This is a genomic window from Actibacterium mucosum KCTC 23349 (assembly GCF_000647975.1).
Classification (GTDB): Bacteria; Pseudomonadota; Alphaproteobacteria; order Rhodobacterales; family Rhodobacteraceae; genus Actibacterium; species Actibacterium mucosum.
Genome location: NZ_JFKE01000002.1, coordinates 155878 through 180028 on the forward strand (window position 1 = coordinate 155878; position 24151 = coordinate 180028).

21 protein-coding genes are annotated in these 24151 nt (G+C 58.9%); 11 read left to right on the forward strand and 10 right to left on the reverse strand.

The genetic code is table 11. The annotated features are described in order from the left end of the window. Window positions 1-73: 73 nt before the first annotated feature. Together ACMU_RS04055 and ACMU_RS04060 are read left to right on the forward strand one after the other, a co-directional pair. Window positions 74-1813 carry a glycosyltransferase family 2 protein gene (locus ACMU_RS04055; protein WP_161635618.1) on the forward strand — a complete coding sequence of 580 codons (1740 nt, stop codon included), beginning with the start codon at window positions 74-76 and terminating at the stop codon, window positions 1811-1813. Window positions 1814-1868: 55 nt separating this feature from the next. Beyond that, window positions 1869-3101 (forward strand): DUF3131 domain-containing protein, encoded by a 1233-nt coding sequence (locus ACMU_RS04060; RefSeq protein WP_161635619.1) that lies wholly within the window; start codon window positions 1869-1871, stop codon window positions 3099-3101. Between the two features lies 1 nt (window position 3102). On the opposite strand, the gene ACMU_RS04065 is transcribed toward ACMU_RS04060, so the two are convergent. Further along, window positions 3103-4281 (reverse strand): peptidoglycan-binding domain-containing protein, encoded by a 1179-nt coding sequence (locus ACMU_RS04065; protein WP_035256462.1) that lies wholly within the window; start codon window positions 4279-4281, stop codon window positions 3103-3105. 178 nt (window positions 4282-4459) lie between these two features. Here ACMU_RS04065 and ACMU_RS18620 point away from each other — a divergent pair, with 178 nt between their 5' ends. Next, window positions 4460-5023, forward strand: coding sequence for an OmpA family protein (locus ACMU_RS18620; protein WP_051587940.1), 564 nt, complete (start codon window positions 4460-4462; stop codon window positions 5021-5023). Between the two features lie 8 nt (window positions 5024-5031). Continuing rightward, entirely contained in the window at window positions 5032-5727 is a 696-nt protein-coding gene (locus ACMU_RS04075) for a caspase family protein (protein WP_035256464.1), read from the forward strand. Between the two features lie 8 nt (window positions 5728-5735). On the opposite strand, the gene ACMU_RS04080 is transcribed toward ACMU_RS04075, so the two are convergent. The 3 genes from ACMU_RS04080 to ACMU_RS04090 are packed head-to-tail and all read right to left on the reverse strand — an operon-like array spanning window position 5736 to window position 9656. Then, complete coding sequence (locus ACMU_RS04080; RefSeq protein ID WP_161635620.1) at window positions 5736-6404, reverse strand: family 16 glycosylhydrolase; 669 nt, start codon at window positions 6402-6404, stop codon at window positions 5736-5738. Between the two features lie 25 nt (window positions 6405-6429). Further along, window positions 6430-7770 (reverse strand): hypothetical protein, encoded by a 1341-nt coding sequence (locus ACMU_RS04085; protein ID WP_035256465.1) that lies wholly within the window; start codon window positions 7768-7770, stop codon window positions 6430-6432. Further along, window positions 7770-9656 carry a DUF3131 domain-containing protein gene (locus ACMU_RS04090; RefSeq protein WP_236626192.1) on the reverse strand — a complete coding sequence of 629 codons (1887 nt, stop codon included), beginning with the start codon at window positions 9654-9656 and terminating at the stop codon, window positions 7770-7772. Before ACMU_RS04090 ends, ACMU_RS04085 begins: the two co-directional genes overlap by 1 nt. Window positions 9657-9793: 137 nt before the next feature. On the opposite strand from ACMU_RS04090, the gene ACMU_RS04095 reads away from it, so the two are divergent. From ACMU_RS04095 to ACMU_RS04120, 6 genes are all read left to right on the forward strand, one after another. Further along, a complete protein-coding gene (locus tag ACMU_RS04095) occupies window positions 9794-11608 on the forward strand; it encodes an ATP-binding cassette domain-containing protein (protein WP_161635621.1) in 1815 nt (604 codons plus the stop codon). Continuing rightward, window positions 11589-12842, forward strand: coding sequence for an HlyD family secretion protein (locus ACMU_RS04100; RefSeq protein ID WP_035256477.1), 1254 nt, complete (start codon window positions 11589-11591; stop codon window positions 12840-12842). Before ACMU_RS04095 ends, ACMU_RS04100 begins: the two co-directional genes overlap by 20 nt. A gap of 138 nt (window positions 12843-12980) precedes the next feature. Beyond that, window positions 12981-13439: a (2Fe-2S)-binding protein gene (locus ACMU_RS04105; protein ID WP_035256479.1), complete on the forward strand. Its 459-nt coding sequence runs from the start codon at window positions 12981-12983 to the stop codon at window positions 13437-13439. 4 nt (window positions 13440-13443) lie between these two features. Beyond that, window positions 13444-15696: a xanthine dehydrogenase family protein molybdopterin-binding subunit gene (locus ACMU_RS04110; RefSeq protein ID WP_035256481.1), complete on the forward strand. Its 2253-nt coding sequence runs from the start codon at window positions 13444-13446 to the stop codon at window positions 15694-15696. A gap of 11 nt (window positions 15697-15707) precedes the next feature. Continuing rightward, window positions 15708-16331, forward strand: a complete 624-nt coding sequence (locus ACMU_RS04115) for a hypothetical protein (protein WP_035256484.1) — start codon at window positions 15708-15710, stop codon at window positions 16329-16331. A 13-nt stretch (window positions 16332-16344) separates the two neighbouring features. Beyond that, window positions 16345-16668, forward strand: coding sequence for a hypothetical protein (locus ACMU_RS04120; protein ID WP_152544504.1), 324 nt, complete (start codon window positions 16345-16347; stop codon window positions 16666-16668). A gap of 37 nt (window positions 16669-16705) precedes the next feature. On the opposite strand, the gene urtE is transcribed toward ACMU_RS04120, so the two are convergent. The 5 genes from urtE to urtA form a co-directional block, all read right to left on the reverse strand. Further along, window positions 16706-17401 (reverse strand): urea ABC transporter ATP-binding subunit UrtE, encoded by a 696-nt coding sequence (gene urtE / locus ACMU_RS04125; RefSeq protein WP_035256489.1) that lies wholly within the window; start codon window positions 17399-17401, stop codon window positions 16706-16708. 1 nt (window position 17402) lies between these two features. Beyond that, window positions 17403-18143 (reverse strand): urea ABC transporter ATP-binding protein UrtD, encoded by a 741-nt coding sequence (gene urtD, locus ACMU_RS04130; protein ID WP_035256490.1) that lies wholly within the window; start codon window positions 18141-18143, stop codon window positions 17403-17405. Then, window positions 18140-19372: an urea ABC transporter permease subunit UrtC gene (gene urtC / locus ACMU_RS04135; RefSeq protein ID WP_035256493.1), complete on the reverse strand. Its 1233-nt coding sequence runs from the start codon at window positions 19370-19372 to the stop codon at window positions 18140-18142. Before urtC ends, urtD begins: the two co-directional genes overlap by 4 nt. A 4-nt stretch (window positions 19373-19376) precedes the next feature. Further along, the gene (urtB, locus tag ACMU_RS04140) at window positions 19377-21338 is read right to left on the reverse strand and encodes an urea ABC transporter permease subunit UrtB (protein WP_035256495.1); all 1962 of its coding nucleotides are present in this window, start codon (window positions 21336-21338) and stop codon (window positions 19377-19379) included. Window positions 21339-21410: 72 nt separating this feature from the next. Then, a complete protein-coding gene (urtA, locus tag ACMU_RS04145) occupies window positions 21411-22673 on the reverse strand; it encodes an urea ABC transporter substrate-binding protein (protein ID WP_035257450.1) in 1263 nt (420 codons plus the stop codon). A 141-nt stretch (window positions 22674-22814) separates the two neighbouring features. Here urtA and ACMU_RS04150 point away from each other — a divergent pair, with 141 nt between their 5' ends. Beyond that, a complete protein-coding gene (locus ACMU_RS04150) occupies window positions 22815-23711 on the forward strand; it encodes a LysR family transcriptional regulator (RefSeq protein ID WP_081805389.1) in 897 nt (298 codons plus the stop codon). On the opposite strand, the gene dtd is transcribed toward ACMU_RS04150, so the two are convergent. Beyond that, window positions 23702-24148, reverse strand: a complete 447-nt coding sequence (gene dtd, locus ACMU_RS04155; protein WP_035256499.1) for a D-aminoacyl-tRNA deacylase — start codon at window positions 24146-24148, stop codon at window positions 23702-23704. The genes ACMU_RS04150 and dtd overlap by 10 nt on opposite strands. Between the last annotated feature and the right edge of the window lie 3 nt (window positions 24149-24151).

The following is a 24151-nucleotide window of genomic DNA, read 5'->3' on the forward strand; positions in this document are numbered from 1 at the left end:
GAGGGAGCCCGTTTACATGCCCGTGCCCTATTTCAGAAAATTCGAAGGTAATTTTCCGCAAACCGCCAGCGCTATGTCCGCCAGGCGAGAGGCGGTTTGGCACCTTTTGGCCGGTATTACCGTTGGGTTGGGCGCGTATTACCTTTGGTGGCGCTGGACACAGTCGTTGAACCCGGACGCGCTGTTGTTTTCGACGGCAGTGGCCCTGGCAGAGACGGCTGCGTATCTCGGGTCGCTTTTGTTCTTCTACGACATTTGGCGAGAGGACGACACACCATGGCAATCGCCGCCAACCACGCGACGCGAGGCGTGTCTGGAGGGGGATGGATCAATCACGGTGGATCTGTTCATTACAACATACGACGAAGAAGTGGATGTGGTTGAGCCGTCTGTCCTGGACGCATTGAAATTAGTTGTCCCCAAGCAGACCCGGTTGACCATCCATGTGCTGGATGACGGTGATCGCCCGATTATCGCCCAGATGGCCAAACGGCACGGTGTGAACTACATATCCCGGCAGGAAAACACCGGGTTCAAAGCGGGCAACCTGCGCAACGCCTTGTTTCGAACCAGCGGGGATTTTCTGGTGATCTGCGATGCCGACACACGAGTTTTGCCGGGGATGCTTATGAACACCCTTGGCTATTTTCGAGCCCCCGATGTCGCCTGGGTCCAAACACCACACTGGTTCTATGATATCCCTGAAGGTCAGGATTGGGCACGATGGTTGGCCGCACGAAAAATTCCATTTCCGAATGTCCTGGCAAGTTTGTTTCGGTTTGCATCCGGCAAAGCGCGGGTTGGTGCCGACCCCTATCTGTCCAACAGCGGCCTGTTCTTTGACGTTATTCAACGCAGGCGCAACCGGCACGGTGCTTCCTTTTGCTGCGGCGCAGGGTCGATACACCGGCGCGAAGCCATTTTCGAAAACGCCCTACAGCAAAAATCAAATGCCGTGCGCCGCCTGTCGCAGAAAACCGGGGCCGAGCCCCGAAGTGTTGCGGGAACACAGTCTTTGCAACCCTACAGGTTTCATGTTTCCGAAGATATTTACACCTCGATCCTTCTGCACAGCGACAGCACGCGACATTGGCGGTCTGTCTACCATCCTGGTCCACAGGCGCGCATGCTATCGCCTTGGTCCATCGACGCGTGGACGACGCAAAAGCTCAAATATGCGGGCGGTACTTTCGACATCATGTTGCGAGCCAATCCTCTGTTCCGGCGTGGCATGAAATGGCAGACCAAGCTGCACTATCTTGCTACGTTCTGGTCGTATCTGGGGGTTCTGTGGATGCCCGTGTTGCTTCTGGCCCCGGTTGTCGCGATGTTCACTGGAATTGCACCGGTCGAGGCCTACTCGCTGGCGTTTTTTCTGCATCTTGTCCCGTTGTTGGTTGCCAATGAATTGGCCGTCAGTGTTGGGTGCAAGCAGCATGACCCGGGGCCGGGGCGACTGTTGGCCATTGCCACCTTGCCGATCCAGCTGCGCGCGTTCGTGATGGTCTTGCGGGGTAAGCGGCCGCGCTTTCCACCGACGCCCAAGACACCAGGATCGCGGGCCGAATACCGGCGCGTCTACCCCAATATCGCGGTGTTGGCGCTGTTTATCGCGGCCGCGATCGTGGGCGTTCTGAACTACCTACGTGGTGCCGAAGGATTCACCGAACCTGTTCTGATCGTGAATCTTTTCTGGCTCGGCTGGAACGCGCTGGCCATGGTCCGCGCCATCTTGGCGGCTGGCTGGACCGATCCCGAACCTCAATCTCAGTCCCATGCCGGAGTTGAAGCCGATGCCGTTGTTCACGCGTAATTCCCGCTCGAGCCTTGTTTTTGTCGTAGGGCTCCTGGCGGCTTCAAGCCTGGCCGTGGCGCTGGACGCCGCAGGCCGGCAATGGGGATATGCCCGTGCTCTGGCGGAAGCGCCCGACAGCAATGGGGCGATTGATATCGCCGCGCAACGGGCGTTGACGCACGAAGAGGTGCATGCCGCGCGCATCGCGTGGGCGTATTTTCAATCCAATACGCAACCCGAAACCGGCTGGGTGGACTCGGTGGCGGGGTTCCCCGGCGCAACCATGTGGGACCAGGGATCTTACCTGTTTGCCTTGGTGTCGGCCTGGAAGCTGGACCTGATTTCTGCGAATGAATTCGCCAACAGGGCCACTGCAATTCTGGATGCGTTTGACCGGATGCCGCTTTTTGACAACCAATTGCCGAACAAGGCCTATCACACGCAAACCCTGCAAATGGTGGATTATGACAACACGGTAGTGGAAGGGGGGATCGGGTGGTCTGCATTGGATGTTGCGCGCATTCTTCTGGCGTTGCGGGTTCTGGAGGCACGTGCCCCCGAATTTGGTGACCGGGTGCGCAGGATCACTGCGGTCTGGGATTTGCACGCCATGACACAAAAAGGCGAGCTTTGGGGGAAAGCTTCAGGAGATGGCGAGGCGCGGTACCTGCAGGAAGGCCGCCTGGGCTACGAGCAATACGGCGCGCGGGCTGCCGCACTTTGGGGCCAGGACGTGACCGAGGCGATCTCCGCCCGCCGCGCGTTGCAGTGGCGCGATATCGGGGATGTTGCCGTTGCGATCGACACCCGCGACCACCGCACCTTTCGCGCGATCACGCCCATCCTCAGCGAACCCTACATTTTGCAGGGGATCGAATTGGGGCTGAACAGCGAAAGTGCGGCATTGGCGGCGCAAGTCTATCGTGCGCAAGTGGCCAGGTATGAAGACACCGGTCATTGGACCATGGTTTCGGAAGATCACATCGACCAAGCGCCGCATTTTCTGTACAATTCGGTCTACGGCAACGGTCGGGAATGGGCGGTTCTGACCGAAGACGGCGTGCATCACCCCGACCTGCGTACAGTCAGCGTAAAAGCAACCTTTGGTTGGAACGCGCTGTATGGGACTGAGTATACAGCAAAGCTGTTGTCCGAATTGATGCCGCTAGGCAATGTTGAAAAAGGGTGGCCGGCCGGGCGATACGAGCATGATGGTCGTGTCAACGAGGTCTATACGCTGAACACGAATGCCGTTGTGTTGGAGGCTTTGCATTTCAAAGCACATGGTCCACTTCTGGCGCGTTGATCTATAGGAAATCGGTCAGACTTCGATAGCCGTCGTCGCATGACGTGGTGCCTTGGTCGGTTGTGCCGCACGGTGTCGCCTTGGGTGCTGATCTCGCCGGCACCGTTGTGGATGTGGCGGGGGGCGTGACTGCCGGTTCGGGCGGCAGCATACGCACCCTTTGCTCCAGTCGTTGGGCCAGATCAAAGTCGATCCGTCCATTGGCAATCAAGTGTTCCGATGTCTGGAAATGCCCAATCGCGCGGCGCGTGGGCTGATCCAATTTGCCATTCGGTGTCCCGTCCAAATACCCCAATACGATCAGGGCTTCCTGAACCTTCCGAACCTTGGTTGGCGTCAAAGCCGCCTCGAACGCGTGTTCCTCAATCTCCGTTCGTGGTGTGCGTGTTTCCGGCAGGCTAAGGCATTGCCAATAGGGAACTTCGGCGTGCCGTCCCAGCAGCTCAATCACGCCCAACTCGATCAAATTGCGCACCGCCTGCGCGTTACTTTCAACCTGCGAGATGGAGAGGTCCAAATCGACGGCTGAGGTGTCGATCAACCCACTGGCACCAGCACCCCAACCTTTGCGGACGACAACCATCGAATTGGCGACCGAGGCACCGGGCACAACGCGCCGACTGGGATAAGCCACCAGATGCAAGTCGACGGTGACGACTGACAAGGCCTTGCTGTTGCTAAATGCCGCGTCTCCCAGGCCATAGCCGCTTGGCGTGCCAAATGGATCAATGTCCAAGTCGATATCGCGGTCAATGGCATCCCTGTCCAACTGGCTGATGGAGCCACGGATATAGAATTGCGGGTCAATGTCATCGTCGCGCGTTACCAGCAGTTGGATGTCGCCGCCATCTTTGACGCGGGCCTGATCGAGAAAGACATAAGCTTTTGACCGGCGGTTCATCTGGCTGATGGCATTGACCAGCATGTCATCTGCACCAACCGGGACGGCCTTGGTTCGATCCGGCAGGTCGGACGACGAAATCAGGACGCTGCGGCGGCCAGCCTGAAAGAACAGCTCGTCCATGCAACGCAATGACGCGCTGAAAGACGTGAAGTTGCGGGCTGCCGGTGCGTTGGGTTGCGCTGCGATCGGCGCAACATAGGATGGCGGCACGGCGCACCCGGAACCCACAAGGCAGATTGCAAGCGCGGCGACTCCATTCCGAAATCCATTCGACATAAACCAACCTCCTGATCCACGCGCAAAGTTTGGACGCAGGTGGTTAACAGAGCCTTTGATGACATGGAAAACGCCGCATTGTTTGAGTATATTTTTAAATATCTCAATGTCTTAGGTAAGAATTTGGTGACAAAACTGGGCGACGATTCCCAAGGATTCGGGCAAGGAGATTGTCGTAATGCGGAAAATTGGGTTCACGGCCGCGTTGGTTCTGTCGGGGCTTACCCCGGCGATGGCCGAGGTGGGGGAATTGTCCGTCAGTGCGGATTATTGCACAATCTTGCGGGCCTTTACCGACGCAGCGTCGCCGGAATGTCCAGCCCCAACTTTTGCAGGCAGGCCACGTGGATTGCAAGCTGCACCCCCGGGTCTGCCCGAGGTTGAGCGGGGGTACTTCGTGCGATTTGCCTTTGATTCTGCAGATCTGACCCCGGCGTTTCAGGATCATTTGAAAAGCCTGTCGACGGTTTTCGCCTCTGGAGCTTTGCAGGACCTCTGCTTCAAGCTTGTTGGGCACACGGATACCCGGGGCGCGCCGAGCTACAACATGGCGCTAAGTCACGAACGGGCAAAATCGGTGCGATTGTTTCTGGCCGCATTGGGGCAGGTGGATATTGGCCGGGTGCAGGTTGAAGGGCGGGGCGAAACCGAACCCTTGACCGGGCGGGCCGGTGACGATGCATATAACCGGCGGGTAGAGATTTTGGCCCGTCCGGCCGAGGGCGCAGTTTGCAATTCCTAGTTGGTCTTTTGGCCGGGTTTCTCGTTTCAACCTCGGCACTTTGGGCCGAGAAACACGCCTTGGTGATCGGCAACGCGCACTACCAGGCGACAGTGCCCCTGCCAAACGCAATAAAAGACGCTGAACTTGTGGGTAAAGCATTGAAAAGTGCAGGGTTCCGCGTGTTCGTCGCCAAAGATCTGAAACGTCAGGAGCTGCTTCGTGCGATCGCGGAGTTCAAGGTTGCCGCCCATGAGGCAGAGCTTGTCGTGGTGTATCTTGCCGGGCATGGCGTGCAAGTCGCCGGTGAAACCTACTTTCTGGCGACAGACTCACCAAAACTGGATGCGGACTGGCTTGCCTCTGCCATACCGGTGGGCGCAATCGCCAAAGCGTTGTCCGACAAGGTTCGTCACAAAGTGCTGTTCATCGACGCCTGCCGAACGCCAATAGACAATGCGGATATGTCCAAACTCAGTCCGCTGGCACGTGGGGTAGAAGCCGGGACATTCCTCTCCTTCGCTGCGCAACCTGGCGCTGCAGCCTTTGACGGAGCTGATGAGAACGGACCTTACGCGCAGTCTTTGTCTGCCGCCTTGGTCAACAAAGACTGGGATCTGAACCAGATTGACCGAAAAGTTCGATTGGAAGTGATGCGGTTGACGGGAGGAACACAAGTCCCTTGGTCACAAAGTTCGATGGTTTTGCCTTTGATACTGAACTAAAGCTGCCCTCAAATTTGGTGGGGCATGTATTTCAGTCGTTTGATGCGGGTTGTGCATCTTGTCCGTGCATGAGTTCTGCCGGCCCAGGCAGAGATTTCTGGCGAGGCAGCCCAGAGGTTGGCGAAAATGTAAACCGGCGGCTTTGGCACGTTTTGTTCTCCCTCAAAACGGACCACCGGCCGACCATCAACGTACCATTGTACTTTATTGGCACGCCAGTCGAACCGGTAGCGGTGAAAGGCCTTGCTTGCGTCGAAACCAAGGGGAACCAGTTCGCTGGTTTCCTTGCCATTGCAATGTGTCGCAACGTGCAGTCTTGTGGGGTCGTTCCCGAGGAATTCGATGTCAATCTCGTTGTGGGCTGTACCATAGTAGGGGCCCGAATAAGCGAAAAAGCCGGAAACCACGCCCGGACCCGCCGCAGGTTTGGCTTCCACCTCGAATGAGCCAAAACCGGATCGGCTTTGAGTACGAATTGATCCCCCATGAAACCGGTTTCCAACGCCTTCGCGCGGGTTCAACCGTAACTCCACCCCGTTGCCAAAAGTGACATTCTCCTTCGACCAATCCGTATCGAAATGTGGATGATCAAATGCGTAATTTGCGACATGCCAGCGGTCCGAGGCCCCTGTTTGGAAACGATCCTCAAATGCGGGGCAAGATGCCTGGCTCGACATTGACCACATTTTTTGCTTTGGGTGCTTATTGTGGCATCACGGATTTGAAATACTCGGAAAGCAGCCTGTATTCGTCCGGGTTTACCGCCATCATGTCCGTATCCGATCGGCCGATTGGGACGGTTGGCGTTGGACTGGCGGGGTCGATGGTGGGTATGGCGACTTCGGCTTCAAGCTCCTGCAGGATTTGTGACACCACATCTGGTTCTTGCGGAGCGGCAATTGCACCGGCAACCGGCGTGGGGGTCACACCTTGCCCATCAAGCAGCATCAGGGCCGTTCTGGCATCCAGTCCGATTTCTGTCATGAGATACTCTAGGCGTTGTGCCATTTGCTTTGCCTGGCTGGGAGGTGAAATTGGCGCTACTGGTACAGTGGATTGAACGGATGCGGATTGGATCGGCGCAACACTATGCGCGTCCTCTCCTCGGATTTGCATGATTTGCTTGCGCAGCTGTTCGGCAGCAGCTTCCAGTTCCAACAGCGACGGCTCGGTTTGTGTCAGTTGTGGGTTGGTGGAAGGTTGTTGCAGCGTGGCGGGCTGTTCGCGTTCCAACAATAGTTGCCGCAAGACGTTCAATTCGCCGCGCACCTCGGCCACTTCGGTTTCCACCGGCGCGGTCTGTGGTGTACCCGCGGGGGAGAAGCCGGTTATCGGCTGTTGCTGCGGCCCGCGCCAGGCTTCGGTTTGCGTCAGGATGGCAGCTTCGGCACCAGCGGAATTCGGGACCGGCCAACCACGTGGGAGGGCCGAATAATCTTGCCGCGCATCCACCCAACGGAGGTAACTTGTTACGGCATGAAACCCGGTCAAAGACACGCGATCCACCTCGGTGCCGCCGCGGCGTATGACAAGCTCGTTTCCCGCACTCAGAATGTTTTCCATAGCCAGATCCAGCGGCTGCATGATGCGTTCCGGCACCTGAATTTCCGAAATTCCGTCAACCAGAAAAAATGTGTCCCCGGGAAGGACATTGGCGTGTTCAAGTTTGAGGAGCTTTGAAGGGTCCAAAAACACACTCAAATCGTCTTTGCGACCAAGGCAGGAATAGGTTCGGGGGCGACAAAGAACTTCAAACACGTCCGTATCCAACCGCGGTGTCGGCGCAAACCGAGCATAGCCGTCTGGGTCAAAACGGAAATACACCCCCTCGACCAGCCCTTCCTGAAAGGTGGGCCATCCAAACGAGGTGCGCAATTCTTGGCGCGCTTCGCGTGCCCCGATTGCCAAGGGGATCGATGTGTCCAGAATTGCGTTTTCCGGCGTAAACTCGGACGTTTCGTTGGTGGCTTGTGCCGGTACCTGACCCGGCAAGCCCATGAGCGAAACCGTGGCCAGCAGGAATATTTTGGAGAGGGTCGACATCAGAAATCAGCCTCCTTTTGGATCGAGTGCCGCAGTGCGGGCAACCAGTCATCTTGCTGAGGGGGGTCGGGATAACCGCGGCGTTGACGAACGTCCTGATCCCGGAAAGCCGTGTACCAAACCTCGGTGTCGCCGAAATATGGGGTCAGGATTGTGCCTTGTACCTTGTGCAGCAGCGAAGTCAGGATGATCCCGTTATTGTTCGCCGTGTAGATGGCGACGCGTCCTTGTCCGCGCTCGTACAATCCTTCGTACATGCCGTTTTCCGGATCATAGAGCTCGATAATGGCGTCATACAGGACGTCGGTATATTCGGTTTCCCACAAGGCCCACAAACCAAGTGCTGCCTTTGCGGCAACAGCAGCGTGGTCCGGAACATAGTCACCGCGTGGTGTCACGGTGTTCCACGGATACCCATCCGAAAAGATGGTGTCATAGGTAAAATATGGTGGGCCTTTCACGTTATGCTCCGAGCGGGCCGTCATGAACCCGGTGCGACGCCAACGGTTTTCCTGCACTTCGTAAATACGGTCGGCAAACTCAGCCCGCCACCCGTCCGAGTGCAGCCATTCCGGCGAACTGTCGTCATGCGGCAGGTCAAACCCAAGTTCCAGACCGTCCTGCAGGTAGGATTCCGTAACCACGTAGTTCTGTGAGTGGAAAATGCGTGGGTCACGGCCGTCGTAAGGAACCTGGATGCCGTAAATCGACGCCGTTAAAAATGGCTCGGCGCGGTGAGCCAACAGAGGTCGAAACCCCCATAGTGCAAACCCCTTGGCTGCGTATTCCTCGTATCCCAGACGGCCTTCCTGTGCATAAACAGTCTCGTTGGTTTCTTTGTCCACATACGCGCCATACAGAAGGCCATCTGGTCCGATCGCATTGTGGAAATCCCATTTCAGAAGAACTGAGTCGACCGTATTGCCAAGGTAGGGGTAGCGGTTCTTGATAATCCGCATCCAAACCAGGAACCGCCCGATATCCAGGGCCGAAAATCCGATCTCGCCGGCCTTGTTGGTATAGTCGACCTTTTCGCCGGTTTTGGTGTGGTACACCTTGTTGGGCAATTCCTTTCGAAAGAGGTCCAGACCCTTGATCGTCGTCAGAAGAAGCGTCAGACGCCGGTCGAATTCCGGTTTTTCAATCAGGCACAGCTCATAGGCCGCCACAACGCCAGCCATGTACGAGGCAGTGTCCCAAAGTGTGGTCGAAGGGTAATTGCCAACCGAATTGGCAAGGCCTGTCGTTTCCTGTGTGAATTTTTCGAAATAGTGCCACGCAACTTTGGCGGCGCGCAATTCTCGTTCGTTCAGAAAACCACGACGATCCCGATATTTTCGAACGTATTCATTGCGATTTGTATAGCCTGCCGGGCGATCGAAACCGCGATCCAATTTGGCAAAATAGTCATCTGGCATTTCACACATGCGGGGCGGTTTTGTGCGCGGTATTTCCTGCCGAACCATGCTGGTCGTAATTGCCGGTATATTACCCCGCATTAATGCCGGAAGGTCATCCAGATCACCGCCGGCAATAATTGGGTTAATCTCTTCCTCTTGGGCAAGAAATATCCCCCGGGCGGCGGATCCTACACCATATGCGGTGGCCGCAAACAGGCACAGGACAACAGCCAACCCAGCGACACCCGTCGCACCGGATTTCCTTGTTTTGCCAGGTTTTTGCATCCATTTTTCCTTGGATTGCCCATTGCTCTGATTCAGGCATACCGCACGGGGGGTTAACAATTTTCGAAGGAAGTGAAAAAATTGTCGCGAAAGTGAGTGTGAAAATTTTTTGTTAACAGGGCGACCGTAGAACTTTCTGCAGAGGCGGACGAATCGGAGCGCTCTGAATGGATCAGTCCAAGGCCCTGGCGAAACAGGCATCGACCATATTAGAAACGGAAAAAGCAGAGGAAACTCTGGAGCAATCCAAGTGGCCGGTTGCCGATCGATCCGAACCCATCTGGGCACGCACTTTGTCTTTCTTTTTTACTTTGGGTTCAACTTTTTGCCTGCTTTCCATGATTGTGGGCACGGTGTTCCTTTTTGACCTCGTTGCACTTGGTGGCCAGGCGATCTTTGCAAAACTACTGGGCGCCGGAATTGTCGTGGCTGCCATCGGGGCATTGGCGTTTGAATTTGGACATACCAAAGCTCTTTCTGGGTTGCGCATGCTGCGGACAAGGTTTGACCGTGGTGCCTCGGCCGTCCTGGCTGTTGGTGTTTTCGGGATACTTGAGATCGTTCACCCCCTGCTGGGTTTGGCGATCCCCTCGGCGGTGATCGCGGCGGCAGGCGCCGGGGCGCTGTTTCAGCGGTTTGGCCGCGCCGAGCCAATGTGGGATTTTCGGCGTGACGAAGCGTCGTCCATCTTTGCTGGCAGAGACGCGTCCGGCTTGAAACTGGCGGCTTTGATACCGGCCGAGCATCCGATGTTGGCTGGGTGTCAACGAATATCGGGCTATCTTGGTATGGCGCTGGCATTTGCTGTCGCAAGCTATCTTGCCGCGATAGACGCGGTTAACACAGCGGCAGTTCCGGCGGTGTCTTTGCTGTCGATGTGGGCGACATTCGCGCTCACAAAGTTTGTCATGGCGCGCTATTCTGGCGACCCGCTTCAAGCGCAGCCTGCGGCGGATGTGTCACGCCGCGATCTTGCTTTGACCGCTGAAGAGGATGAGCCAACAGAAATTGGGCTGCGCGTTGCTCAGCTGGATGTATCCGGACCTCGCGGAAAGCGACTGTTGTCCACGATTGATCTGGTCGTGGATCCAGGAACGGTGACTTGCATTGCCGGGGAAGGTGGCGCGGGAAAATCGCTTTTGCTGAAGGCGATCGCCGCGCCCTACGATCTGCCCGGGCTGCAGGTTGAAGGGCAGGTGGATATGAACGGGCAAAACCTTTGGCAACGCGGTCGGACACAAGGCGCCGTTCCGGCTTACCACATGTCCTTTCCCCCTATCTTATTGCCGGCGAGCGGTGCGGCCAACCTGACCGGTTTTCACGATGATGCGTTCGAACGCGGCTTCGCGATCCTGGAACAATTGGTTTTTTCGGCCGAGATTGCGCACGAGATTTGTATAACACCGGACGCGCGCAATCTTTCAAGCAGCCACCAGGCCGCATTGGCAATCGCACGCGGCTTTTTGATGGCGCCGTCGCTTTACCTTCTGGATCGGCCAGAAGACGGCTGCGACGAAGGCTTGATCGGTGCGATATGCGAACGCATTGCCAAGGAAACCCGTTTGGGTCGCAGCTTTCTGATTATTTCAAATCACCGCAAGTTCCAGGAGATCAGTCAGAAAACCGCCGTTATGCAAAATGGCAATCTCATTGATTTTGGCGATACCGAGGCAATACGGACGCAGTTGGCGGCAGGTTGGGCCAGTTTCTCGGCCCTCAGGACGCTTGAAAGCGATGAAAACCTGACCCGGTGGATTGCTGCGCAGTTTCGGCGCAATGGCGATGACGGCAACCGCAGAAAAGTCTCGTCGGTGGCCGGGGAAATGTTGGTTCTGTCCAGCAAAACCCAAAAAGGTGGGCGCCCGGGCATGACGCGGTTTAAGTTCAAGCATTTCAAAGGGCATTGCGTTTTGACGATGCGCGATGATTCCGATCCTTTGACACCGGCCCAGGTGGAAACAGCCCGCAAGGAGGCGCAGAATGCAGCGGTCACTTCCCGCCTTTCACCACTTGCCGCAATCTTGTCTCAAAGCCTTGATGTGGAGATTGGGCACGAATTTAACCAACGGGTCGTGTCCGCCAAGATCGAAACATACGATCCGCGTCTGACCACCGTTGCAGAAGGGCAGGGCGATGTCGAAACCCCTGCCTGACGACACCTACCGCCGGCATGGCCGACGATGGTCGTTTGTCGCTGCGGCTTTTTGGTTGGCGTTTGCGATCGCTGTTGTAGGGCTGTCGGTGGCGGGTTTGGCATCCGGATTGCCGGGAATCTCGGTGGCTGAGCCGCGCCGGTTTCCCGGTCAAATTCGCCCGGCTGAAGACCCCGTTTCGATCAATCTGCCGGCCGGAATTCCACTGCAGGCCGTCCTGGTTTCTCCGGGTGACGAAGTGGCTGCCGGTGAAACCTTGGTGACGTTTGATCGCGTCGTCATCCAGGCGCGCCTGGCTGCCCTGACGCTGGATTTAACTGAACTGACGGCAAGACGCGCCTGCCTGATGAGGGCCGATGTTCCTGAGCGCGAGAAATTGGGTGAGGAGGAAGCCGCCAGATTGACACTGGCCAAAGAGGAATGCGCCCTGATTTTGGCGGAAAAGGCCGCCGAACGCGAACAGTTGGATGCCGCAATAGACCATCTTCAGGAGCGGTTTACGCTACTTCAGCGCAAGCTGGATCTTCTCACCTCGCAGGTTTTCGACAGTGCCGATACTGCACGGCGCCAGGCACGGGCGAAAATCGCGCTGGATCTGGCCCTGCAACGCAATGAAATTGCGGGCAAGCTTACGACATTGGAAAACCGAAAAACGGATTTGGATTTGTCGACGCGCCGTGCGGCATTGCGCCGAGCACAGGAGCTGACCGCGGAAATCTCGCGCCTTCAGGAAAAACTGGCCACACTCAGCTATTTCAAGGACGCGCCCCGAATCGCGGCCCCCCAAGCCGGTCGTGTCACCCGCGTTCGCAGCCTGGCGCCGGGTACGGAATTGCAGGAAGATGCGCCGCTCTTACAGTTACGCGGCACAACCTCGGTTGGGCATTTGGCCTATTTCACTATCGATCCTCATGTTGCAGAACAGCTGGAAACAGGGACGTCGGTGCGCCTGAAAATGCTGGGCCTTCGCGGGCGCGATGCCCTGTTGTCGGGGACGGTTGCGGCAATCGAAGCAACCGATCGTGAAGACGAGCTGCGCGCCTTGGTGCAACTGGATGCGGCCAGCGCGACGCGCCTGGACAACCCGCAGGAAGGATTGGCCTTGGTCGGCCAGAACACCGCGTCGTCCATCGAAGTTGCCCTGTCGCCGATGCCGGTGGTCGACGTGTTGCGGTCCGTTGCCTCGTCGCATTTGCACGAGTTTCAGCGGCTCTCTTTTGCTCTGAGCAATTAGCAACTGCCAAAGAACGACGCATTGCAAAATACCCGATGCGCAAAATGTGTCATCAATTGAAAGAGCTTTGGCGCAATCTGCAATCAAAATGACCTGTGCTCTGATGTACCCTTCGATCAGCCATCATGAGGGAGAGCCATGAAACTAACGGTAAACGGCACCGAATATGAGGTGGATGTCGAACCAGACATGCCGCTTCTGTGGGTCTTGCGGGACGAGTTGGGCCTGACGGGAACAAAATACGGGTGTGGGGTCGCACAATGTGGGGCCTGCACGGTGCATGTGGACGGAACCGCCGTTCGGTCCTGCCAATTGGCCGCCGCAGACATTTCGGGAGAGATCACCACGATTGAGGGTCTGGGAAGCGCCGAAGCATTACATGCCGTGCAAGAGGCGTGGATCGAGCACCAGGTGGCGCAATGTGGGTATTGCCAGTCCGGACAGATCATGGCCGCCGCGTCCTTCCTGGAGTTTAATACCGAACCCACGGATGAAGACATCGATCGCGCGATGAGCGCGAACCTGTGCCGTTGCGGCACCTATCCGCGCATTCGCGCCGCGGTGAAATCCGCCGCCGCCAAACTGAACGGAGCATGAAGCCATGAGCACAGTTGGAAAGATTGCCCGTCGTACGTTCCTGATCGGCTCGGCCGCAGTTGCGGGTGGTGTCGCGTTCGGGATTCATGTCGTGAAGCGCCCGATTGATAACCCTCTTCTGGCGGATTTGGCCGAAGGCGAAGCCGCGATCACGCCCTATGTCAAGATTGACGCCAATGGCATCACTCTGATTACACCCCGCGCCGATAAGGGGCAGGGCAGCTATTCGGTGCAAGCGAACCTGATTGCCGAAGAGTTGGACATTGACCCGGCGACGGCCACGATCACACCAGGTATGCCGGGACCGGCGTACTTTAACGGCGCGGTTTTGGAAGAAGGTGTACCATTCCCCGCCTATGATCAGAGCGCCGTAGCCGAAGCCATGCGCGAATTTATGGCGGTACCTGCCAAACTTTTCCAAATGCAGATGACAGGTGGCTCGTCCACGGTTCCCGACGGCTATGTCAAGCTGCGGATGGCAGGAGCGGTTGCGCGCGAGACGCTGAAAGAGGCTGCGGCCAAACGCGCGGGTGTCGCGCGCGGTGACCTGAAAACACAAGACGGTCACGTGATTTTGCCCAACGGCGACAAGCTTGCCTATACCGATCTTGCCGCCGAAGCGTCCCAGCTTGCCCCCATACAAGACGTTGCCCTGCGTGACCCGTCCGAATGGCGATTGCTGGGCAAGGCGGCAACACGACGGGTGGACATACCCGAAAAGACCACCGGAGCGATCAAATACGGGATCGACCACGCGGTCGAGGGGATGGTTCACGCCGCAGTGCGTGCCAATCCCGGCATTGGTGGTGACGTGGTCAGCTACGATGCGTCAGCAGCCGAGGGTATGCGCGGTGTGCAAAAGGTGATGCCGGTGGCCCATGGTGTGGCCGTTATCGCCGACAACACGTGGCGCGCATTCAAGGCCGTGGAAGCGATCGAAATTGAATGGGGGCCGGGGCCTTATCCTGCCTCGTCGCCCGAAATCTTCGAAACCCTTGCGGCGGCCGTTAACAATGAAGAGGCGTTCGACCATCGCCAGCGCAACGAGGGGGATGTTGACACATCCCTGGCCAATGGCGAGGTCTTCGAAGCCACCTACAAGTTGCCCTATCTCGCCCACGCACCGATGGAGCCGATGAACGTCATCGCTTTGGTTGAAGGCGGAAAGGTCACGATCTGGACCGGTACGCAGATCCCTCTGTTCATCCGCAACCGTGCGGCTCTGATTGCCGGGGTCGAGGCCGAGAATGTGGATGTACATGTGCTGCCGATGGGTGGCTCGTTTGGGCACAAGCTGGAAATGACCCATTGCGAACAAGCGGTCGAGATTGCCGCCGCGATGCAAGGCACCCCGGTCAAGCTGACCTGGAGCCGTGAAGAGGACATGACCCATGATTACCCGCGCCCGGCCGCCGTTGCGGTGGGCCGCGGCAAGGTGGCCGATGGCAAGGTTGACACGTTCGATCTGTCGGTTGGGCAGTCGGCGCTGGCGCCCAGCTGGTTCGGCCGCCTGATGGGCATGGGTATTCCCGGCCCCGACGCCACCATCACCACCGGATCGTGGGATCAGCCCTTTGGCATCCCGAACTACCGCGTGACCGGCTATCGCGCGCCCGAAATGGTGCCGGTATCGTCGTGGCGGTCGGTTGGGGCTTCGGGCAATGGTTTCCTTCACAACGCCTTTCTGGACGAATTGATCCATTCAGCCGGTGCCGATCCTTTGGAAGAACGCCTGCGTCTTTGCATCGACGACACATCGCGCAAGGTGATGGAAGCGGTGGGCGAAATGTCGGGTTGGAACGGCACGGACATTGGCGAAAACCGCGGCCGTGGCGTTGCGTTCACCCTGTCCTTTGGTGTGCCCTGTGCACAGGTGATCGACGTGACAAACACGGATCAGGGCATCAAGATCGACAAGGTCTTTGTGGCAGCCGATGTTGGCCGTGTTCTGGACCCGACCAACATTGACGCGCAGCTGTTTGGTGGCGTCATCTTCGGTTTGTCGCACGCGATGAACTGCGAGCTGACATATGAAAACTACGCGCCGCTGCAGAACAACTATCACCAGTATGAGGGGATGCGTCTTTACCAGACCCCTGAATTCGAGGTGAAGGTGTTGGAAAACGGACCCAAGATTCGCGGTGTCGGCGAGCCCGGCCTGCCACCCGCCGCGCCGGCGCTGGCAGGTGCGATTTTTGCGGCAACCGGGACAAGGTTGCGCGAGATGCCGTTCAACAAATTCGTCGATTTCGTGTGAGGGACTGCAAGATGAAAGTCATTTCTGTAACTGCAGCCCTTGGGCTGTTTGCCGTCAGCACCGCCATTGCGGGCGAAACGGTAGAGATCAATCCACCCGTCGAAGGTTCGATCAGCCGTGCCGAAGGGTTGGAGGCATGGGGTCGTATCTACGAGGTTGCCAGCCACCCGCGTTGTTCGAACTGTCACGTGGGCGAGGATAACGTGCCCATGTGGTCCGGTCCTGCCTATGGCAAGGCGCGCCCGCACGGGATGAACATCAATGGCGGTGAAAGCCGGATTGGGGCCGAGTTCATCCTTTGCTCAACCTGCCACACCACTAAGCTTGAAGATTGGGACAACGCCAACCAGAAACCCCATGCAGCACCGCGTGTGGCAATGGATTGGCAGCTGGCCCCGGTCGAAGCTGAATGGTTTGGCAAGTCGTCGGTCGAGATCTGCAACCAGCTGCGCGACCCCGAACGCAACGGCGATCGCACCTATCTGGATCTGGCAGAGCATCTGGATCACGACCTGATCCTTCACTGGGCCTGGAACCCAGGCGGCGGGCGCGAACCGGCGCCTTACAACCTGCAAGACCATGTAAACGATGTGCTGGCCTGGGGCGTGGCCGGCTACCCGTGTGAAAATGACTGAGATGGAGGCCTCAATGAAACCCCAAGGCATGCTGGGCTGGGCCGGGCTGTTCATCCTGATCAGCGGGATCCTGCATATCGTCGCGCCGGTTTTCACCGGGTTCTCAGCCGCAGGGCTGCAACTGGTGCCGATTGGCATCGTCTACGCTCTGTTGGGCTGGGGCCTGATGCGCGGCTGGTCGCGGTTGGCCTGTGCCACCTATCTGATCGTGCTGATCCTGGTGCTGATGGCCTTTGGCAGCATGGGCGGCGCGGTTCCGATCTGGCTGACCGGTCTGATCATCGCGGCTGATGTCGCCGGGTTGGTGGCGCTGTTCCTGTATATCTGGCGCAAGTAACCCCAACGCGCGCGGAATTAGCCGCGCGCGTCTTTGCCTAGACCGAGACCGCCTTCATCAGCGCGTCTTCGGATACATCCGCCTTGTCACCACTCAGGGTCACGCGGCCTTGGTTCAGCACATAGAACCGATCCGCCAACCCATAGGCGAAGGCAAAGAACTGCTCGACCAGGACAATCGCCATATTGTTCTGGTCGCGCAGATATTCGATCACCTTGCCGATCTGCTGAATGATGTTGGGCTGAATGCCTTCGGTGGGTTCGTCCAGCAGCAACAGCTTGGGCTTTGTGATCATCGCGCGCGCAATGGCCAGCTGCTGTTGTTGCCCGCCCGACAAATCGCCGCCGCGGCGGTTCTGCATTTCCTTCAGCACCGGGAACAGCTCGTAGATCTCGTCGGGCACCATATGTTCGGCGCGCGGCAGGCAGGCATAGGCGGTTTCCATGTTCTCTTTGACGGTCAGCAGCGGAAAGATCATGCGGCCCTGCGGCACATAGCCCACACCCTTTTGCGCCAGCACATGCGCGGCGGGTTTGGCCAGCGCCTCGCCGTCCAGCGTCAGGGCGCCGTCGGTGCGGTGATGGGTGCCCGACAGGGCCTTTAACAGCGAGGTTTTGCCTACGCCATTGGTGCCCATCACGCAGGTGATCTGCCCGGTTTCCGCCACCATATCAATGCCATAGAGGATCTGCGATCCGCCGTAATGCAGGGTCAGGTTCTCGGTTGTCAGCATCTTAGCGTCCCAGATATACGTCGATGACGTCTTGGTTTGCGGTCACGTGGTCCAGGCTGCCTTCGGCCAGAACCGAGCCTTCGTGGAACACGGTAACCTTGCAGTTCAGGCGGCGCACAAACTCCATATCGTGTTCCACCACCACCACGGCGCGGGTCTTGGCGGCCTCGACCAGCAGGTTGGTGGTGTGCTCGCGCTCAACCGGGCTCATCCCGGCGGCGGGTTCGTCGACCAACAACAGGCGCGGCTCCTGCGCCAGCAGCATGCCGATCTCAAGCCACTGTTTCTGGCCATGCGCCAGCTCGCCCGATTTGCGCTGCAGTTCGTCCTTCAGGCCGATTTCCTCGGCCAGTTCCTCGACCTTGTCGCGATCGTGCCCCGAGCGGCGATAAAACAGAACGTCAAAAGGCGAACGTGCCTTCTTCAATGCCATCAGCAGGTTTTCGAACACCGTCTGGTCCTCGAACACCGTGGGGCGCTGAAACTTGCGGCCAATGCCTTTGCGGGCGATCTGGCTTTCGTTCAGTTTCAGCAGGTTTTCCGATTTCTCGCCCCAGATCACCCGGCCCTCATCGGGCCGCGTCTTGCCGGTGACGATATCCATGAACGTGGTTTTGCCCGCCCCGTTGGGCCCGATGATGGCGCGCAACTCGGCACTGCCGATCTGAAACGACAGGTTGTTGATGGCGCGGAAACCGTCAAAGGTGACCGAGATACCGGAAACTTCCAGAAGGGTGCTCATTCGCTGGCCTCCTTTTCACGCAGGGCGCTCATGTCAGGGCCCAGATCGGCGCCGTGGCGGTTGGGGGCGATGCGGCCCTCGATCAGATCGAACAGACCACCAATACCCTTGGGGGCAAACAGGGTGACGGCGACAAAGGACAGGCCCAGCAGGATCAGCCACCAGTCGACCCATTTGATCGTATAGAAGCCCAGCGGGATGTCGGGCGCCTGACCGCCGGTGAACCAGGTCGAGACCAGCGAGACAAACGCCGCCCCGATCACCGCGCCATAGATGCGCCCGCGCCCGCCAATGGCGACCCAGACCGCCAGATAGATCGAGGCAATGGGTGCGATCTCGGCCGGGTTGATGATGCCCGCCTGCGGATAATAAAGCGCCCCGGCAATGGCGGCGATCACCGCGGTAACGGTGAAGATGAACAGCTTGTAGCCCTCGACATTATAGCCAAGGAACCGCACGCGCGCCTCATCATCGCGGATACCGCGGATGACGCTGCCGAACTTGCCGCCCACGATCCATGCCGCCAGAAGGTATCCCAGCGCCAGCGCCGCGGCCGAGGCCCAGAGGAACCAGATCGACATGGTGGATTGCGGGATGGCGTCGGCACCGGGCAGGTTCTGCAGGCCCGACAGGCCATTATTGCCGCGCAGGCCGCTGTCGTTCTGAAACAGGTACAGCGCCAGCGCCAGCGTCATCGCCTGCGTCAGGATCGACAGGTAAACGCCGGTCACCCGGCTGCGAAACGCCAGCCATCCGAACACCAGAGCGAGAAGTCCTGGCACCAGGACGACGAGCGCCAGCTGTGCGAACAGGCTGTCGGCAAACAGCCAGATGCCGGGGATTTCCGACCCGCCGACCACGCCGAAGATCTGCGTGCCGATGCCGTCGCGGATTTCTTGTGCGGTGGGGGGCAGGGGGGCGTTGGCCATGGACGACACCACGATCTCTTTGGTGCGCTCAAACATCAGCCACATGCCCAGCATATAGCCGCCCAGCCCAAAAAACGCGAAATGCCCCAGGCTCAGAATGCCGCAATAGCCCCAGACAAGGTCCATCGCGATGGCGATCAGGCACAGGCACAGGGTTTTGCCCAGCGTCTTGACCATCGAGGTCGAGATCACGTCGGCGCCGAACCCTTCGGCCAGAACCGTGATCAGCAGGGTGAACCCGGCCAGACAGGCGATAAAGATCAGCGCCGACGGGTTTCGGGCGAAAAAGCTGCGTTCCATGGGCTTAGTCCCCTGCCGCGCGGCCTTTGAGGGCGATGATACCCTTGGGCCGGAACTGGATGAAGATGATGATGAAGATGATCATATAGGTCTGCGCGGCCAGCGTGTTGGATGGGTTCAGCCACTCGATCCCTTTCTGCAGGAAACCGATCATCGTGGCACCAAAGAGCGTGCCCCAGATATTGCCGACCCCACCGACCACAACGGTCATGAAGCTTTGCACGATGTAATCGGCGCCCAGCTCGGACGTGACCTTGGCGTAAAGCCCGATGGCCACCCCGGCGATCCCGGCAATGCCCGAGCCCAGCCCGAAGGTCAGCATGTTGATACGGTCGGGGTTGATTCCCATGGATGCCGCCATGCGCGGGTTCTGCGTGACGGCGCGCACCTCCAGCCCCAGCCGGGTGCGGTTCAGGATGAACAGCAGCACCACCAGGAAAATCAGCGACAGCACAAAGATCGCGATGCGGATATAGCTGATCGACACCACGTCATTGATCACCAGCGCCCCGTCCAGCCACCCGGGCGAGGTCAGCGGGCGCGCCTGCGTGCCAAAGATGTTCTTGGCCAGTTGTTGCAGCGCGATGGAGATACCGAAGGTGGCCAGCAGCGTCTCCAGCGGCCGGTTATAAAGCCAGCGGATCACCAGCCGCTCCATTGCCACGCCGGCGGCAAAGGTCACCGCAAAGGCCACCGGGATCGCCACGATGATCGACACGGTGTAATCCGGGATCACCTGCTGGATCACATAGCCGGTATAGGCGCCCATCATGATGAACTCGCCATGGGCCATGTTGATCACGCCCATCACCCCAAAGGTGATGGCCAGCCCGATGGCGGCCAGGAAATAGATCGAGGCCAGCGACAACCCGTCCAGCGCCAGGTCGGCCATCTGGTTCAGGCCCACGCGCATCTCGATCGCCTCCAGCGTTGCGGCGGCGGCGGTGGTCACGGCGGTGTCGGGCTCGTCATAGGCATCGAAGAAAACATTGTCCGCCAGCGCGGCGTCGATAAACGCGGTATCCACCGGTTCGGCCACCAGCCCGGCGGCGGCCAGCTTGGCATAGGTCGCATCGCGCGCCGCGTCGGTGTTCAGCGTATGGATCGGCGTGCCGGCGATGGCGCCGTTTTCGATATTGGCGATCAGCGCGGCCTTGCGTTCGGCGGCGGTGATCTGCGGCGGGGCCAGCCCGGCCTCGACCAACAGCGCATAAGCCTCGGCACGGGGCAGGTCGATACCCGGGGCCAGAACGGCGGCTACATTGATGTCAGCGGGCCGTTCGGCAGAGGCGCGACGGGTGGTGGTTAGCAGCGGGTTCAACGCGGCGCGCGCATCCACGCCCAGATCGCCGGCAAAGCTTTCGATGGCGGCCACACGCGCGGCGCTGTCTTTGTCATAGGTGATGGTCAGCAGCCGTTCCAGCCGCTGCTTGCGGGCCTTCAGCGCCGGCACATCCTCGCCCTCGGTTGACCCACGCAGGGCGGCCAGGTGGCTGGCTTCGGGGCCGCGTTCGATGGCTGTCAGCCCGGCCTCGCGCACCGCCGGGTCGGGGTCGGTCAGCTGAAACACCACCAGCGCCGTGGCGATCACACCGCGCACACCCGAATTGGGCTTTAGCTGCTTCAGCGCTTTCTTGTCATACGGGCCATCCTCGGCGCCGGTATCGACATCGATCAGCGTATAGGTCTTGTCGCCATTGTCGCGCGCGTAAAAGAACAGCTTGTCTTCCTTGCGCTGCCACACCTCTTTCTCGCGCCAGCGGGTCAGAAACGCGGGCGCATTGGGCAGCTGCGCGTCCAGCAGCGCGGCGATCACGCCGTCGACGGTTTTGCGGCTGGGCTTTTCAAACCCGGCGCGGTTGTCTTGCAGAACGCTTTGCAGCGGAGCGTCCTGTGCCAGCGCGGCAAAGCCAAGCGCCAACCAGAGCGTTGCCAGTCGCAGCGCAATGAGCAGAGTGCGGAACATGTGAGAAAAGGCCCTGAGAGAGTGAAGGGGGCGCGCGGCCCCCTCCGTTTTTTTGACTAAGCGGGCAGGCGCTTAGTAGTTCGATTTCAGCTGAACGCAGGTCTTGGTGTCGGTGTTGTACATACCGCAACCCAGATCTTTCCAGTCCGAGACCAGCACGGCCGATTCCGGCAGGAAGTCGGTCCAGGCGTCGCCCGGAACTTCGGTGGTCTGGCTGATGATGTCGAACTGACCGTCTTCCAGGATTTCACCGATCAGGACCGGCTTGGCCAAGTGGTGGTTCACCAGCATCTCGGCGGTGCCGCCGGTCAGGTTCGGGAAGGTCTGGCCATACATGGCGGTCCGCACAGCGTCCACATCGGTGGTGCCTGCGGCCTCAACTGCCTGAACCCACATGTTGAAGCCGATATAGTGGGCTTCCATCGGGTCGTTGGTCACACGCTCTTCGCCCATCTTGGCTTTCCAGGCGGCGATGAATTCGTCGTTGGCATCCGATTCAGCCGACTGGAAGTAGTTCCAAGCAGCCAGGTGCCCCACCAGGTTCGAGGTGTCCAGGCCCGACAGCTCTTCCTCACCAACCGAGAAGGCCACAACGGGAATGTCGTCCGCCGAGACGCCAGCCGCGGCCAGTTCTTTGTAGAAGCCGATATTCGCGTCGCCGTTGATGGTCGAGATCACGCCAACTTTCTTGCCGTCCGCGCCCAGGGCGACCACGTCAGCCACGATCTTGGACCAGTCCGAGTGACCAAAGGGCGTGTAGTTCACAAAGATATCCTCGGCCGCGATACCTTTGTCTTTCAGGTAGCTTTCCAGGATGTTGTTGGTGGTACGCGGGTACACATAGTCGGTGCCCAACAGCGCGAATTTCTCAACTTCCAGTTCTTCCAGGAAGTAATCGGTGGCCGGGATGGCCTGCTGGTTGGGGGCCGCGCCGGTGTAGAACACGTTCTTGGACGATTCTTCGCCTTCATACTGAACCGGGTAGAACAGCAGGCCGTTCAGCTCCTCGATCACCGGCAGAACCGATTTGCGCGATACCGATGTCCAGTTGCCAAAGATCACGTCCACATCGTGCACGGTCAGCAGCTCGCGTGCTTTTTCCGCAAACAGCGGCCAGTCCGATGCCGGGTCAACAACAACGGGCACAATCTCTTCGCCCAGCAGACCACCTTTTTTGTTCTGCTCTTCGATCAGCAGCAGCATGGTGTCTTTCAGCGTGGTTTCCGAGATGGCCATGGTGCCCGACAGCGAGTGCAGGATGCCTACTTTGATTTCGGCTTGAGCAGCACCAGCGATCAGCGCCGAAGCAGCGGCAGCGGAAAGAAGTGTTTTCATCATTTGCAAGAGTCCCCTTTGCATTTCCCGAGGCCTTGCGGCCCCGCCGGGGATCACATTTGTTGCGAAATCGTGTTGCTGTCTCCTGCAAAAAACGGTTTAAGGCGTTGCAAATTCTGCAACAGGTAGGGATTTCCGCCAATGCGCCACTTACAGATTTACCGGTCCGTCAGGGCCGTGGTGCAAGAGGGGTCGATCCGTAAGGGTGCGGAAAGATTGGCAATTTCTCCCTCGGCATTGAACCGGCAGATCCTGTCGCTCGAAGAAGAGTTGGGAGTTCCATTTTTTGAGCGTTTGCCCGTTGGCGTGCGTTTGTCCACGGCGGGGGAAATCTACTATCGCACATTTATTCATCACCTTGCCGAGATTGACCGCGCTTTCGAAACGATTTCCGATCTGCAGGGGGTCAGAATCGGGCATATACGTGTTGCAGTAAGTCGCTCGGTTGAGGCCGGCCTGTTGCAGAAAGCAGTACAGGGCTTTCGAATTGAGCATCCGCGCGTAAATTTCAGCATCCAGCCGACGGGAGCCGAAGGGTTTGCCCAGCTGCTGACAGATGATTCGGTGGATCTTGCGCTGATCACCCAGCCGCTGACATCCGAGACAACCGAGACACTGGCCGCCGCTCATATCCCCGTCCGCGCCGTGGTGGCGCGCGCTGATCACAAGGCGGACGGGATTAGTCTGGCGCAATTGTCCGAGTTCGATCTTGTGCTGCCCGTTGGCCCGGCCGGGTTCCGCAGCCATCTGGAGGCGCAGGCAAAACGCAATCGCGTGGCGTTTGACCCGGCATTGGAGAGCCCAATCCTGTTGCGCCCGTGGCGCGGCGAGGGGCCGGTGAAACCCAGCGCCCAGTTCTGTCTGGATGGCACGGTGGCTGGTGGCTGGCTGGTGGCCAATGCGGCCGCGTTGGTGCCGGTGGCGCGCTTTGCCCCCGCGCAGGTCATGCTGTGCAAACGCGCCGGGCGCATCCTTCCGGTAGCGGTCGAGAAATTCGCGCAGATGCTGGTGGCCGAGCTTGAGGCGCTTCAACCCTGATCGGTGTCCATCCACAGGGTCACCGGCCCATCATTGACCAGGTGCACCGCCATGTCGGCGCCAAATTCCCCTGTTTCAACCGGCACCCCCGTGGCGCGAAGAAGGCCTGCAAAGGCCTGATAGAGCGCCTGCCCGGTCACCGGGTCGGCCGCCGCCGAAAACCCCGGGCGGTTGCCGCGCGACGTGTCTCCGGCCAACGTGAACTGGCTGACCACCAGCGCCGACCCGCCGACATCCAGCACGCTGCGGTTCATGCGCCCCTGATCATCGCGGAAAATCCGCAATTTGGCGATCTTGGATGCCAGCTTCTGCGCCTGAACCTCGGTATCGCCCTGCATCGCGCAGATCAGCACCAACAGCCCCGGCCCGCAGCGTCCGATGGTCTGGCCATCCACATCGACGCGGGCCTCAGACACCCGCTGCACCAGCGCTCGCATGGC